The organism is Mesorhizobium sp. P2_D5, assembly GCF_056404355.1.
The window spans coordinates 186,015-199,414 of the sequence record NZ_JBFUEE010000007.1; the positions used below are offsets into that span (position 1 = coordinate 186,015).

The following is a 13,400-nucleotide window of genomic DNA, read 5'->3' on the forward strand; positions in this document are numbered from 1 at the left end:
TAGGCCAAAAACCACAGTGCCGGCGCCGGCACGGCTATCATGCGGATTTAAGCACGGTGAATGGGCGTTTGCGCAGGGTCCGCTTTGCCTGGAAACTTGCGGCGGGAGCGGGACGGCCGACATGGAAGCCCTGGACCTTGTCTATGCCAAATTCGCGCATAAGGGCCATCTGCTCGTCCGTTTCCACCCCTTCGACCAGGATTTTGTGGCCGCGATTTCGGACCAGGGTAATAATGTCCTGGAGCATTGCCTTGCCGTTCGGGGCGCTGCAGTCGTGCAGAAACGAGCGGTCGATCTTCACCGTGTCGAAATCGATGAGACGAAGCCACGACAGGCCGGCAAAGCCGGTCCCAAAATCATCGAGCCATATCTTGATGCCGAGCAGCTTCAGGTCGCTGATGCAGCGAAGAATGTCCGAGTGCATCTCCATTTCCAGTCCTTCGGTGATTTCGAAGGCCAGCCTGCTGCCGGCGACGCCGGTCTCGCCCAAAATGGTCGCGACGGACGTTGCGAAGCCAGGTGTCTTGAGCTGAATTGGAGAGACGTTGACACTGACGACACGGACGTGGTCGTCCGCCAGAAGCTCGGAGCACACTGTCCTTATTGCCCAGCGCCCGAGTTCCAGGATCGCGCCGGTTCGTTCCGCAACGGGAATGAACAGGCTCGGCGGAACCGACGTACCGTCCAGCATTCTGAGGCGCATCAGAGCCTCTACGGCTTCGACCCGGCCCGATTTGACATCCTGGATAGGTTGATAAACGAGCGAAACGAGATTCTGGCCAATCGCGATCTTCAGCAAGGCCGCGATGTTCTCACTTTCGTCGCTGCTCTGGGGATCGGTCGGATCGAACAGCCGAGCGCAATTTCGACCACCGGCTTTTGCCAGATAGAGCGCGCGGTCGGCTTCGTGGATGATTTTCTCCAGCTTGGCGCCAGTCTGCGTCCTGGTGAATGCAGCGCCAACGCTCACTGTCACAATCGAGACGCCGTCTCGCCGCAGCTCGTGGGTAAGCGCCAAGCCCTCCACCGTACTGCAAATGGCTTCGGCCAGATCCATGATCTGTTCTTTTCTCTCCACTCGAGCCAGGACAATGAATTCCTCCCCGCCATAGCGACCGATCGAGCCACTATACTGCTTGATCATTTCGCTAAGGGCATTGGCGACATGGATCAGGCAGCGGTCGCCTTCCTGATGGCCGTAGCAGTCATTGAACTTTTTGAAGAAGTCCACGTCGATGAGGATCGCCCCAAAACTGGTGCCAACCCGTTGCCAGTCGCTCCAGTAATCCCGCAGCTTTTCGTCGATCGCCCGCCGATTTTCGAGACCCGTAAGCGGATCGGTCCGCGACAGTCTCAGCAGAGCCTTGCCTCGTTCGGTCGCCTCGTTGTGCTGAATTTTGGCTTCCAGCGCGTTCAGGAAGACGTTGTAGCGCTCCTCATTCAGTTTCCAGTTCACATATGAGGTGAATGTGAAGCAGGAAATGTAGAACGTTCCAAACACCAACTTGTATGTTAGCGTGGAAGGCACAAAGTAGTTTACGACATACAATATGCATAGGATTATAGTTGACGTTATAATAGAAACTTTGAATCTGAACGTAAAGAAGAGATTGGCACTCATCATGAAGATGGTGCCGAAGACCATATAATAAGAGACGCTTTCCTTGTCCGCACCCATAACCGCTGGGGACAACCAGCCGACATAGCCAAAGATAATGGCCCCGGCGCAAGTGATGTCGAGCCATTCCGTCCCGACGCCATGGCGAAGCTGCATTTCCAGGATCAAAAGCGCGGTCAGTCCGACCGCGAAGCGCGCCGTGATCGTGTAGGCGGCCACATCCGGGATCAGCAGCAGGTCAGTTGCCGAAAACAGCACATAGATGGCAACGGCCATCCAAAGCCCGGGCCTGGCTTCCCCTCTTCGCGTCACCTGGGCTTCCGTCCGGTAAAGGCTGCGAAGCTCGTCGGACGCCAGTTCGTAACGCGGTTCGTACGGTTCCGCATCAGCCGCATCGGCAAATACGGATGCCACGCGTTCGTCCATCACAACGAACCCCGTTTGAAGGGGATCTTGTATGCCGAACTCATCTCTAGCTTCTGCCCTCACGCAGGCCGGCTCCTTGGACGCGACGCGATTGCGACGCCGGGCCAACAAATGCAATCGAGCAAGACAAGTTTCCGTTAACTCGAACGAGGAATCGGCCCCAGAAGCGGCCTAACGAATGAACATGGTTTGCGGGAAATTAATCATACCGATAAAATGCGCCCGACCCGCCATTGGCAAATGGAGCATTCTACGCAATAAGTTAACTGACTGTTAACTATGGAGTGATGGGTTGCAAACCGTGTTTGATGGCAAAAGCCTGATTACTGCCAAGATGATCGCCAGCAGTCTCCGTCGAGGAACGATCGAGCATCATGGCGAAGAGTTCGAAAACGCTCGCGCGGAGCTGGCGCTCATTCTCAGCGCGACACAGCAGCAAATCGAACAACGAAAAGACCCTGCCGAGATCATTCGTCGCCTGATGTCGCACCTCAACGCGACGCGTTCCAAGGTGCATCCCGACGTTTGGCAAGCATTGATACCGGTGGTGCAGGGCCACCCGGTCCTGGAGTATTTTCTCGAGGATCCCCTGACACGGTGGTCCTTCAGCAAGCCCAGGGGGTATTCTGGCGACGCGGAGTTGCTCGACTACATCTATTGTGATCCGCACGTGGCCGAGAGCGTGGCAAACGCCTCGGAGACCGGCAAGGCGCTCTATACCCATACCCAGGACGTGCCGTCGTGCGTCGCGGCACGGGAACGACGCGATCTTTTGACCCGATATGTCGACGAGTCTGCGGCCAAGAACGGACCGCAAACCGAGGTCCTGGCGATCGCGGCCGGCCATTTGCGTGAGGCCAATCGCTCAGTCGCCCTGGCGGAGGGCCGTCTCAAGCGCTGGGTTGCGCTCGATCAGGATCCCCAGAGCGTCGGATTGATTTCGCGCGACTTCCAGGGCACCGCGATCGAAGCCATCGACGGCTCGGTGCGCACCGTGCTCACGAGGGGCCACAAGCTGGGCCAGTTCGACTTGATCTACGCCTCAGGCCTTTACGACTACCTTGCGCACAACGTTGCCGTGAAACTCACGAAGACCTGCCTGCAGATGTTGAAGCCGAACGGGACGTTCCTGTTCGCGAACTACGCGGAGGGCAATCCTGACGCCGGGTACCGTGAGACGTTCATGGACTGGGTGTTGCTGCTGCGCTCGGAAGTCGACATGTGGAACATCGTCAATGCCAGCGTCGACCGCAACACCGTCGAGGCCAAGGTGTTCTTTGGCGAGAACCGCAACGTGCTGTACGCCGTCATCGAAAAGCGCGGCTAGCCTTTGGCTTGCACCTCCGGCCACCTTCCGCTATAGAGCCGCCACCCGCGTAGACACCCTTGGAGGCAACGCGGCGGAAAGCCGCCTCACCCGGCGGCTTTCGACGTTTACGGCCAAGCACGTTGCCGGCCGCGAACGCTCCAGAACAAACCGAAAGGAAATGCCATGAGCCACGACACTTACGAGCTCAAGGCCGAAGCACGCGAACAGGTCGGTAAGGGGTCCGCCCGTGCAGTTCGCCGCAACGGTAAAGTGCCTGCAGTAATTTATGGTGACAAGCAGCCTCCCCTGGCCATCGCGCTCACCTACAAGGACATCTACTACAAGATCCATGGCGGCGGGTTTCTGACCACGATCGCCACGATCGATGTCGACGGCAAGAAGATCCAGGTCCTGCCGAAGGACTTTCAGCTCGACCCGGTCAAGGATTTCCCTGTCCATGTCGACTTCCTGCGCATCGGCAAGGACACCGAGGTCAATGTCGACGTGCCTGTCCACTTCATCAACGAGGACAAGTCGCCCGGCATCAAGCGCGGCGGCGTGCTCAACATCGTGCGTCACGAAGTCGAGTTCCACTGCCCGGCCAATGCGATCCCGGAATTCATCACCGTCGATCTCACCGGCGCCGACATCGGCGACTCGATCCACATCTCGGCGGTCAAGCTGCCGGCCGGTGTGAAGCCTGTCATCTCCGACCGCGACTTCACCATCGCGACCATTGCCGGTTCGTCGGCGATGAAGCCGGAGACGGAAGTTACGGCTGAAGTGGCGACCCCTGAAGCGGCCCCTGCCGCCGAAGAGAAGTAACTCTTTCACGCCCGGAGCAGGCGATGCTGCTGTTTGCAGGTCTCGGCAATCCGGGCGCGAAATACGCCAACAGCCGGCACAATGTCGGCTTCATGGCGGCGGACGCAATCGTCCGCCGCCATTCCTTTTCGCCCTGGTCGAAGAAATTCCAGGGCCTGATTAGCGAAGGCACGCTTGGCGGCGAAAAGATCGTCCTGATCAAGCCGCAGACCTTCATGAACCTGTCCGGCCAGTCGGTCGGCGAAGCGCTGCGCTTCTACAAGCTCGAGCTTTCCGCGCTCACCGTCTTCTACGACGAGATCGACCTTGCCGAGGGCAAGCTGCGCATCAAGACCGGCGGCGGCGCCGGCGGCCATAACGGCATCCGCTCGATCGACGGCCATGTCGGCAACGCCTATCGCCGCGTGCGCATCGGCGTCGGCCATCCCGGCGTCAAGGAAATGGTCCAGTATCACGTGCTTGGCGATTTCGCCAAGGTCGACCGCGAATGGCTGGAACCGCTGCTCGACGCGATCGCCGACAACGCCGCCATGCTCGTCAAGGGCGACGAATCCGGCTTCATGAACAAGGCCAGCCTCGCCGTCCAGGGTAAGGCCGCGCCGGAGCCGGAAAAGCAGGCGCCAAAGCAGCCGGCGCCCAAGCAGCAAAGTCACGTCCGCCAGGCTCGCCCGCAGCAGCCGGCAGTCAAGCTGCCGGAAAGCGGCCCGATGGCCGCGATGCTGAAGAAACTCTTCGGCAAGGAGTGAACGCAGCAGGAGCGTGCGGCGTTACAGGGCTTGACGTTGATCACCCCTATCGCCCATAGCCCTGATCAAATTTCGATTTCCCGATAGGACCGGACAAAATGGGTTTCAAATGCGGCATCGTTGGCTTGCCCAATGTCGGCAAGTCGACGCTTTTCAACGCGCTGACCAGGACGGCGGCGGCGCAGGCCGCCAACTATCCGTTCTGCACCATCGAACCGAACACCGGCGAGGTGGCGGTGCCCGATCCGCGCCTGCAGAAGATCGCGGCGATCGCCAAGTCGAAGGAGATCATCCCGACCCGCATCTCCTTCGTCGACATTGCCGGCCTGGTGCGCGGCGCCTCGAAGGGCGAAGGCCTGGGCAACCAGTTCCTCGCCAACATCCGCGAGGTCGACGCAATCGTGCACGTGCTGCGCTGCTTCGAGGATGACGACATCACCCATGTCGAGGGCCGCATCGACCCCGTCGCCGACGCCGAGACGGTCGAGACCGAGCTGATGCTCGCCGATCTCGACAGCCTCGAGCGGCGCATCGTGCAGATCCGCAAGCGCGCCGGCAGCAAGGACAAGGAAGCGACGACCGTGCTGCCGCTGATGGAGGCGGCGTTGGAGCTGCTGCAGGCCGGCAAGCCGACCCGCATCCTGCTCAAGGGTATTTCGGCGGACGACCTGCGCATCCTGCAGGGGCTGAACCTTCTGACCTCGCATCCCGTGCTCTATGTCTGCAACGTCGCCGAAGCGGACGCCGCCACCGGCAACGAGCACACAAGGGCCGTGGAAAAGATGGCCACAGCGCAAGGCGCCAGCACCGTGGTGATCTCGGCCGCGATCGAAGCGGAAGTCGCCCAGTTGTCGGACGAGGAGGAGATGGAATTCCTGTCCTCGCTCGGCCTCGACGAGCCCGGCCTGAACAAGGTCATCCGCGCCGGCTACGAGCTGTTGCAGCTGATCACCTATTTCACCGCCGGCCCCAAGGAAACGCGCGCCTGGACCGTGCACAAGGGCGCCAAGGCACCGCAGGCCGCAGGCGTCATCCACACCGATTTCGAGCGCGGCTTCATCCGCGCCCAGACCATCGCCTACAACGACTTCATCACGCTGGGCGGCGAAGTGGCGGCCAAGGAAGCCGGCAAGGCGCGCGACGAAGGCAAGGAATATGTCGTCCAGGACGGCGACGTCCTGCTGTTCAAGTTCAACACCTGATTTTGTGAAGATCACGCTTGGCGGCAAGCCCTTCCGGTACCGGCAGCTCTAAGAGTTCTTCCGAGCCGCCGGAGTCATTCGCCCGCCAGTTGCTTGTCTTGATTTTGTCACGCCACAGGACTAAGCGGCAGGTGCACGCGCCGGACCGCCGTGCCATCCGACACGAGCTTCAATCCGAACGCACCCTTTGGCCCCAACAAGGGAGACCCGGCGATGATCAAGGCCTTCGTCGTGGACAATGACCGCCTGCGCGTCATCGACGATCTCCTGGCAAACGGCGAGAACGTCGTCTGGGCCGACCTGCTCAACCCGACCAGGGAAGAGGAAGTGGCGATCGAAAGCTGGCTCGGCGTCGCCATTCCGACGCGCGAGGAGATGGAGGAGATCGAGATTTCGAGCCGCCTCTATGTCGAGGACGGCGCCTACTTCATGACCGCCACCCTGCCCGCCCAGACCGAGGTTGACGATCCCCTGATGTCGCCGGTCACCTTTGTGCTCGCCGGCTCCCGGCTGATCACCGTGCGCTATCACGAACCGAAGGCATTCAAGACCTTTCCGCAACGCGCCGAAAAAGTGGCAACCGGCTGCACCAGCGGCGACACCATTCTGATCGGGTTGCTGGAGGCGATCGTCGATCGCCTCGCCGACATCCTGGAGCGCGCCGGCCGCGACATCGAGGCGATTTCGCGCGATATCTTCGAGGCGCGGTCGACCAAGGTTTCCAAGCGCAATCGCGATTTCCAGGAACTCCTGAAAGCCATCGGCCGCAAGGAGGACATCGCCTCCTCGATCCGCGACAGCCTGATCTCGCTGCAGCGCTTGGCCGGTTTCTTCGCCCACGCCTCGACCCGGACCAAGATGAGCAAGGACACCAAGGCGCGCATCAAGACGCTGTTGCGCGACGTGCTGTCGCTAGCCGACCACGCCACCTTCCTGTCGCAGAAGATCAGCTTCCTGCTCGATGCCACGCTCGGCATGATCTCGATCGAGCAGAACGCCATCATCAAGATCTTCTCGGTCGCCGCCGTCATCTTCCTGCCGCCGACGCTGGTGGCTTCGATCTATGGCATGAATTTCGACATCATCCCCGAGCTCAAATGGCAGCTCGGCTATCCCTTCGCGATCGGCCTGATGATCTTGTCGGCGATCCTGCCCTTCTGGTATTTCCGCCGCCGCGGCTGGCTTTGACCCGTCCGCCAAAGGCCACGTGGCCGTGACGTGGCGCTATAGAAATCTCTTGACCAAACGGCGGCCTGCCTGCATCCGGAAACCCCGATCCGAAATCGTGGGTCTATGAACCGGATTCCAGACCATGACTGCAAAAACCTGGGCCTATGAGGACTTTGTCGAGGGCGCCTTGTTCGACCTCGGCAGCAAGCAAGTGAGCGCCGCCGAAATCATCGAATTCGCCAGCGAATTCGACGCGCAGCCCATGCATCTCGATGAGGAAGCCGGCAAGGCGAGCATCCTCGGCGGCCTCTCCGCTTCGGGCTGGCATACCTCAGCCATGTTCATGCGCATGCTGTGCGATGCTTTCCTGCTCGACTCCACCTGCCAGGGATCGCCCGGGGTCGATCAGGTGAAATGGAAGAAGCCGGTGCTGGCCGGTGACACGCTGACAGGAAGCCTGGTGGTTCTCACCAAGCGCCTGTCGCGGTCGAAGCCGCAGCTCGGCTTCGTCACCATGCGCAGCGAACTGCTCAACCAGCGCGGCGAAAGCGTCTTCGAGCTCGAAAACTCCGTCATGTTCCTCACGCGAGACGCTACCGGGAGCGCAGCATGACACTGGACGAATTCTTCCGCATCGGCACTACCGTTACGCTCGGCTCGCACACATTCGAGCCAGAGGCGATCAAGGTGTTCGCCAGGAAATACGACCCGCAAATTTTTCATATCGACGAGGAAGCAGCCAAGAAGAGCGTGCTCGGCGGGCTCTGCGCGTCGGGCTGGCACACGGCCGCGACCTGGATGAAACTCAATTTGGCAAGCAGCATGGACGCCGAGATCGCTGCGTGGAGCGGGCCCGGCCCGGTGCCGGAATTCGGCCCCTCGCCTGGCTTTAAGAACCTGAAATGGCTGAAGCCGGTCTATGCCGGGCAAACGATCACCTTCACGCGTACGGCACTTTCCCACCGGCCGATCGCCTCACGCCCCGGCTGGCGGCTGCTGGCGTTGCGTTGCGAGGCCTTCGATTCGACCGGCGACAAGGTGCTGGAGTTCGAAAGCGCAGTGCTGGTGAAGGTGGAGTAAGCCCGGCGCTTCTCCCTTCTCCCTTGTGGGAGAAGACGTCGGTGCTCCCTGGAACACCCCTCATCCGACCGGGCTTCGCTCGGCCACCTTCTCCCACAAGGGGAGAAGGCAAGAGGTCCCCTCAATGCCCCTCGAATCCGATCAGCGTCCTCACCGGCACGCCGAGCGCTTCGAGCTTGGCGCGGCCGCCGAGATCCGGCAGGTCGATGACGAAGCAGGCTGCAAGGATGTCGGCGCCGATCTGCCGCAGCAGTTTGACCGCCGCTTCCGCGGTGCCGCCCGTGGCGATCAGATCGTCGACGAGGATCACCTTCTCGCCAGGAGAAACGCCGTCCTTGTGCATCTCCATCTCGTCGAGCCCGTATTCAAGGCTGTAGGCGACGCGCACGGTCTCGAAAGGCAGCTTGCCCTTCTTGCGGATCGGCACGAAACCGGCCGAGAGCTGATGGGCGACGGCGCCGCCAAGGATGAAACCACGCGCCTCGATGCCGGCGATCTTGTCGATCTTCTGGCCGGCATAGGGATGCACCAGCTCGTCAATGGCGCGGCGGAAGGCGCGCGCATTGCCGAGCAGCGTGGTGATGTCGCGAAACAGGATGCCGGGCTTGGGATAATCCGGAATGGTACGGATCGCGGCAAGCAGTGAGTCTTCGAGGGAGGATTTCATGGGTCGAGATTACCTGAAACGGAGATTCTTGCGCGACAATTGTTCGATCGAACTGCAGCCCATCAGCTTCATGCCGCGCTCGATCTCGACCCGCATCTGTTCGAGCGCCCGTTCGACGCCCGGCTGGCCGGCCGCCGCGAGCGGGAACAGATAGTAGCGGCCGACGCCGACCGCCTTGGCGCCGAGCGACAGCGCCTTCAGCACATGCGTGCCGCGCTGCACGCCGCCATCCATGATGACGTCGATCTTGTCGCCGACCGCGTCGACGATCTCGGCAAGCTGGTCGAACGCCGCTCGCGAGCCATCCAGCTGCCGGCCGCCATGGTTCGACAGCACGATGCCGCTGCATCCGATCTCGACGGCGCGTTTGGCGTCCTCCACCGACATGACGCCCTTGAGGCAGAACGGACCCGACCACAGCCTGACCATCTCTGCGACATCGTCCCACGTCATCGACGGGTCGAGCATTTCGGTGAAGTAACGGCTGATCGACATGGTGCCGCCGCCCATGTCGACATGCTCGTCCAGCTGCGGCAGCTTGAACCCCTCATGGGTGAAATAATTGATCGCCCAGGCCGGCTTGATCGCGAACTGCAGCATCCCGGCCAGGTTGAGCTTGAAGGGGATGGCAAAGCCGGTGCGTTTGTCGCGTTCGCGGTTTCCCCCGGTGATGCTGTCGACGGTCAGCATCATCACTTCGACGCCAACCTCCTTTGCTCGCTGCATCATCGCCCGGTTGAGGCCGCGATCCCGATGGAAATAGAACTGGTAGACCTGCGGGCCGCTGCTGATCCCGCGCGCCTCCTCGAGGCTGACGGTGCCAAGCGAGGAGACGCCGAACATCGTGCCGTATTTGGCCGCGGCCTTGGCGACCGCGCGCTCGCCCTGATGATGGAACAGCCGCTGCAAGGCGGTCGGCGAACAATAGACCGGCATCGCCAGCTTTTGACCCATCACCGTCACCGACATGTCGATCTCGCTGACGCCGCGCAGGACGTTGGGAACCAGATCGCAGGCATCGAAGCTTTCGGTGTTGCGGCGATAGGTGACCTCGTCGTCCGCCGCGCCGTCGATATAGTCGAAGATCGACCCCGGCAGCCGCCGTTGCGCCATGCGGCGGAAATCGGAAAAATTGTGACAGTCGCTGAGCCGCATCATTGATTTCCAGACGTCATATCGTGGCAATCGCTTCGCCACCGTTTGGTGCGTCGAATATCAACCTGTTGTCTCCGTGCCAACGGCCTAATTGCCGAGCCGTCCCACGAGCTACAATCGCCAGCACAAAAAGGGGCGCCCGAAGCGCCCCTTTCGTCGGAAACCGGCAGCTAGCGAAAAATTACATGCCGAGATCGGAACGAAGCTCGGCCTTGGCCACGTCGTATTCGGCCTTGAAGTCGTCCCGGTTGAGCAAGACGGCGGCGATCACGCTGCCGGAAATCTTGCCCATTTCAACATCGGACGCGTAATGGATACCGCCAACCTCGCGATTGTGGGCGTATTCAGCCGCACGCGCCATGATCTCGGCGCGCTTTTCCGGAACCATGTCAGACAGGATGATGCCCATCATGGTGCCGACGGTGGCGTGGCCGGAAGGCCACGAACCGGAGCTGGACAGCTTGACCGCGGGCTTGACGAGGTCGCTGAGCTGGTGCGGACGCGGGCGCTTCCAGACATCCTTGGCCGGATCGACGACGGCGCCTTCGGTGGCCACCACGCGATCGAAGAAAGCACTGAATTTCGGCAGTGTTTCCTTGTTGAACTTCGGCCCCATCACATTGGCGAAGCGCCAGACATTCTCCTCGGCGTCGGCAACAGCGCTGGCCACCATTTCGGGCGTGCGCGTCACCTGCAGCGTCAGCACCTCGCCAAGTTCGGCCTTGGTCTGCGCCGAATCGTTTGCCGGCGGCGGCGGCAGGATCATCGTCAGGTCGACATCCTTGTTGGTGATGAAGGGCTGGGCGTCTTCTGCTTGCGCGGCCGAGCCGAGGATGAGCAGCAGCAAGCCTGCCGCGAGCGATGCGTATCTTTTCATGGGGGGCGATCCTTTGGTGAGAGCGGCACAGGATCGCCGGATGCGGTGACGGCCATGTGACACCACAGGCCTCCCCAAATGCAAAGGGCGCCTTTCGGCGCCCTTTTTTGATCGTATGGCTGTGCGCGGTTTAGTGCGCCACGCCTTCCCACACCTTGCGCTTGGTGAGATAGACCAGCGCACCGAACAAAAGCAGGAACACCAGCACGCGGAAGCCGGTCTTCTTGCGGTCTTCCATATGCGGCTCGGCCGCCCACATCAGGAAGGCAGAGACGTCGCGGGAATACTGGTCGATGGTCTGCGGCGCGCCGTCGTCATAGGTCACCTGGCCGTCGGACAGCGGCTTGGGCATCTTCAGCGACACGCCCGACATGAAGTACGGATTGTAGTGGGTGCCTTCCGGGATGACCATTCCGGCCGGCGGCGTCTGGTCGTAGCCCGTCAGCAGCGAATGGATGTAGTCGGGGCCGCCCGCGGCATACTGCGTGAAGATATCGAAGACGAAGCGCGGGAAGCCGCGCTCGACGCCGCGCGCCTTGGCCAGCAGCGACATGTCGGGCGGGGCAGCGCCGCCATTCGAGGCAGCGGCGGCTTCCTCGTTGGCGAATGGCGGCGGAAAGTGGTCGGACGGCTTGCCAGGGCGGTCGAACATGTCGCCGGCGTCGTTCGGGCCGTCATGGATGGTGTACTCGGCCGCCAGCGTCTTGATCTGCGCGTCCGAATAGCCGAGGTCCGACAGCGTGCGGAACGCCACCAAATTCATCGAATGGCAGGCCGAACAGACTTCCTTGTAGACCTTCAGGCCGCGCTGCAGCTGCGCCTTGTCGTAGGTGCCGAACGGCCCGGCGAAGCTCCAGTCCATCTCCTTCGGCTCGTTGATCGGGAAATGCGTCGGTGCGGCCGCGTTGTGTGCCTCCTCGGCGGCGATCGCCCCGGTGCCAACAACCACGAGGCCGAGCAACGCCAGCGAGGTGAGAATCTTCTTCATGCCAAATCCCCTTAGATTCTCTACCCGCTCAGCCCTTGGTTTCCGGCGCGGCCGTAGCCCCCGCAGGATGATGACCGCCACCCTTGTTCTTCTCGAGCACCGCTTCGGTGATCGAATTCGGCAGCCGCCGCGGCGTCTCGATCAGGCCGAGCACCGGCAGCGCGACCAGGAAGAAGGCGAAGTAGAACAGTGTCGCCATCTGCGCCATGAACACGTAGCTGCCTTCCGCCGGCTGCGAGCCCAGCCAGCCGAGCAGGATGGCATCGGCCACGAACAGCCAGAAGAACAGCTTGTACCAGGGCCGGTACACCGCCGACCGCACCTTCGAGGTGTCAAGCCACGGCACCAGGAACAGCATGACGATGGCGCCGAACATGCAGATCACGCCGCCGAGCTTGGAATTGATCGGCCCGATGTTGAAAGTGATGGCGCGCAGGATCGCGTAGAACGGCAGGAAGTACCATTCAGGCACGATATGCGCCGGTGTCTTCAGCGGATTGGCCACGATGTAATTGTCGGGCGCCATAAGGAAATTCGGAATGTAGAAGACGAAATAGGCGAAGAAGAACAGGAACACGATCATGCCGAACGCGTCCTTGATGGTCGCGTAAGGGGTGAAGGCGACGGTGTCGGTCTTCGACTTGACCTCGATGCCGGTCGGATTCGACTGGCCGACGACATGCAGCGCCCAGACATGCAGCACGACGACGCCGGCGATCATGAACGGCAAGAGGTAGTGCAGCGCAAAGAAGCGGTTCAGTGTCGGGTTGTCGACGGCGAAACCGCCGAGCAGCAGTTGCTGGATCCATTCGCCGACCAGCGGGATTGCGCTGAAGAAGCCGGTGATGACAGTGGCGCCCCAGAAGCTCATCTGGCCCCACGGCAGCACATAGCCCATGAAGGCCGTCGCCATCATCAGGAGGTAGATGATACAGCCGAGGATCCACAGCAGCTCGCGCGGCGCCTTGTAGGAGCCGTAATAAAGGCCACGGAAGATGTGGATATAAACGGCCATAAAGAAGAACGAGGCGCCTGTGGCATGGAGATAGCGCAACAGCCAGCCCGAATTCACGTCGCGCATGATCTTCTCGACCGAATCGAAGGCGAGACTGGTGTCGGCCGCAAAGTGCATGGCCAGCACGATGCCGGTCAGCATCTGCGACACCAGCATGATCGCCAGGATACCGCCGAAGGTCCACGCATAGTTCAGGTTGCGCGGCACCGGATAGGCGATGAAACTGTCATAGACCATCCGCGGCAGCGGCATGCGGGCGTCGAACCAGCGTTCGATACCGGTCTTGGGCGTATAGGTCGAGTGTCCCTCGCTCATCGAAATA

General features: G+C 61.2%; 13 protein-coding genes. 7 read left to right on the forward strand and 6 right to left on the reverse strand.

Annotated features, from left to right (window positions below; translation table 11 throughout):
* Positions 1–37: 37 nt before the first annotated feature.
* A complete protein-coding gene (locus AC1DYW_RS26935; RefSeq protein ID WP_095090858.1) occupies positions 38–2,044 on the reverse strand; it encodes a putative bifunctional diguanylate cyclase/phosphodiesterase in 2,007 nt (668 codons plus the stop codon).
* A gap of 292 nt (positions 2,045–2,336) precedes the next feature.
* Between AC1DYW_RS26935 and AC1DYW_RS26940 the strand changes: the two genes are divergently transcribed.
* The 7 genes from AC1DYW_RS26940 to AC1DYW_RS26970 all read left to right on the forward strand — a co-directional run bounded on the left by AC1DYW_RS26940 (position 2,337) and on the right by AC1DYW_RS26970 (position 8,376).
* Positions 2,337–3,371: a class I SAM-dependent methyltransferase gene (locus AC1DYW_RS26940; protein WP_457153930.1), complete on the forward strand. Its 1,035-nt coding sequence runs from the start codon at positions 2,337–2,339 to the stop codon at positions 3,369–3,371.
* Positions 3,372–3,536: 165 nt separating this feature from the next.
* Positions 3,537–4,178, forward strand: a complete 642-nt coding sequence (locus AC1DYW_RS26945; RefSeq protein WP_184874668.1) for a 50S ribosomal protein L25/general stress protein Ctc — start codon at positions 3,537–3,539, stop codon at positions 4,176–4,178.
* Positions 4,179–4,201: 23 nt separating this feature from the next.
* Positions 4,202–4,924, forward strand: a complete 723-nt coding sequence (pth, locus tag AC1DYW_RS26950) for an aminoacyl-tRNA hydrolase (protein ID WP_477228212.1) — start codon at positions 4,202–4,204, stop codon at positions 4,922–4,924.
* A gap of 98 nt (positions 4,925–5,022) precedes the next feature.
* Positions 5,023–6,126 (forward strand): redox-regulated ATPase YchF, encoded by a 1,104-nt coding sequence (ychF, locus tag AC1DYW_RS26955; RefSeq protein ID WP_095090854.1) that lies wholly within the window; start codon positions 5,023–5,025, stop codon positions 6,124–6,126.
* 213 nt (positions 6,127–6,339) lie between these two features.
* Positions 6,340–7,314 carry a magnesium/cobalt transporter CorA gene (gene corA / locus AC1DYW_RS26960; protein ID WP_457153933.1) on the forward strand — a complete coding sequence of 325 codons (975 nt, stop codon included), beginning with the start codon at positions 6,340–6,342 and terminating at the stop codon, positions 7,312–7,314.
* 124 nt (positions 7,315–7,438) lie between these two features.
* The gene (locus tag AC1DYW_RS26965) at positions 7,439–7,909 is read left to right on the forward strand and encodes a MaoC family dehydratase (protein WP_477228213.1); all 471 of its coding nucleotides are present in this window, start codon (positions 7,439–7,441) and stop codon (positions 7,907–7,909) included.
* Complete coding sequence (locus AC1DYW_RS26970) at positions 7,906–8,376, forward strand: MaoC family dehydratase (protein ID WP_477228214.1); 471 nt, start codon at positions 7,906–7,908, stop codon at positions 8,374–8,376. The genes AC1DYW_RS26965 and AC1DYW_RS26970 overlap by 4 nt, the downstream gene beginning before the upstream one ends.
* A gap of 121 nt (positions 8,377–8,497) precedes the next feature.
* On the opposite strand, the gene AC1DYW_RS26975 is transcribed toward AC1DYW_RS26970, so the two are convergent.
* From AC1DYW_RS26975 to AC1DYW_RS26995, 5 genes are all read right to left on the reverse strand, one after another.
* Entirely contained in the window at positions 8,498–9,043 is a 546-nt protein-coding gene (locus AC1DYW_RS26975) for an adenine phosphoribosyltransferase (RefSeq protein WP_095090850.1), read from the reverse strand.
* A 9-nt stretch (positions 9,044–9,052) separates the two neighbouring features.
* Positions 9,053–10,198 (reverse strand): alpha-hydroxy acid oxidase, encoded by a 1,146-nt coding sequence (locus AC1DYW_RS26980; protein WP_477228215.1) that lies wholly within the window; start codon positions 10,196–10,198, stop codon positions 9,053–9,055.
* Between the two features lie 181 nt (positions 10,199–10,379).
* A complete protein-coding gene (locus tag AC1DYW_RS26985; RefSeq protein WP_477228216.1) occupies positions 10,380–11,075 on the reverse strand; it encodes an acid phosphatase in 696 nt (231 codons plus the stop codon).
* Between the two features lie 130 nt (positions 11,076–11,205).
* The gene (locus AC1DYW_RS26990) at positions 11,206–12,063 is read right to left on the reverse strand and encodes a cytochrome c1 (RefSeq protein WP_477228217.1); all 858 of its coding nucleotides are present in this window, start codon (positions 12,061–12,063) and stop codon (positions 11,206–11,208) included.
* 28 nt (positions 12,064–12,091) lie between these two features.
* A complete protein-coding gene (locus AC1DYW_RS26995; RefSeq protein ID WP_477228218.1) occupies positions 12,092–13,393 on the reverse strand; it encodes a cytochrome b in 1,302 nt (433 codons plus the stop codon).
* Positions 13,394–13,400 lie beyond the last annotated feature (7 nt).

Coding starts and splice junctions, on each gene's coding strand:
- AC1DYW_RS26935 (WP_095090858.1), bottom strand. CDS start 2,044: ATGGACGAACGCGTGGCATCCGTATTTGCCGATGCGGCTGATGCGGAA.
- AC1DYW_RS26945 (WP_184874668.1), top strand. CDS start 3,537: ATGAGCCACGACACTTACGAGCTCAAGGCCGAAGCACGCGAACAGGTC.
- pth (WP_477228212.1), top strand. CDS start 4,202: ATGCTGCTGTTTGCAGGTCTCGGCAATCCGGGCGCGAAATACGCCAAC.
- ychF (WP_095090854.1), top strand. CDS start 5,023: ATGGGTTTCAAATGCGGCATCGTTGGCTTGCCCAATGTCGGCAAGTCG.
- corA (WP_457153933.1), top strand. CDS start 6,340: ATGATCAAGGCCTTCGTCGTGGACAATGACCGCCTGCGCGTCATCGAC.
- AC1DYW_RS26965 (WP_477228213.1), top strand. CDS start 7,439: ATGACTGCAAAAACCTGGGCCTATGAGGACTTTGTCGAGGGCGCCTTG.
- AC1DYW_RS26970 (WP_477228214.1), top strand. CDS start 7,906: ATGACACTGGACGAATTCTTCCGCATCGGCACTACCGTTACGCTCGGC.
- AC1DYW_RS26975 (WP_095090850.1), bottom strand. CDS start 9,043: ATGAAATCCTCCCTCGAAGACTCACTGCTTGCCGCGATCCGTACCATT.
- AC1DYW_RS26980 (WP_477228215.1), bottom strand. CDS start 10,198: ATGCGGCTCAGCGACTGTCACAATTTTTCCGATTTCCGCCGCATGGCG.
- AC1DYW_RS26985 (WP_477228216.1), bottom strand. CDS start 11,075: ATGAAAAGATACGCATCGCTCGCGGCAGGCTTGCTGCTGCTCATCCTC.
- AC1DYW_RS26990 (WP_477228217.1), bottom strand. CDS start 12,063: ATGAAGAAGATTCTCACCTCGCTGGCGTTGCTCGGCCTCGTGGTTGTT.
- AC1DYW_RS26995 (WP_477228218.1), bottom strand. CDS start 13,393: ATGAGCGAGGGACACTCGACCTATACGCCCAAGACCGGTATCGAACGC.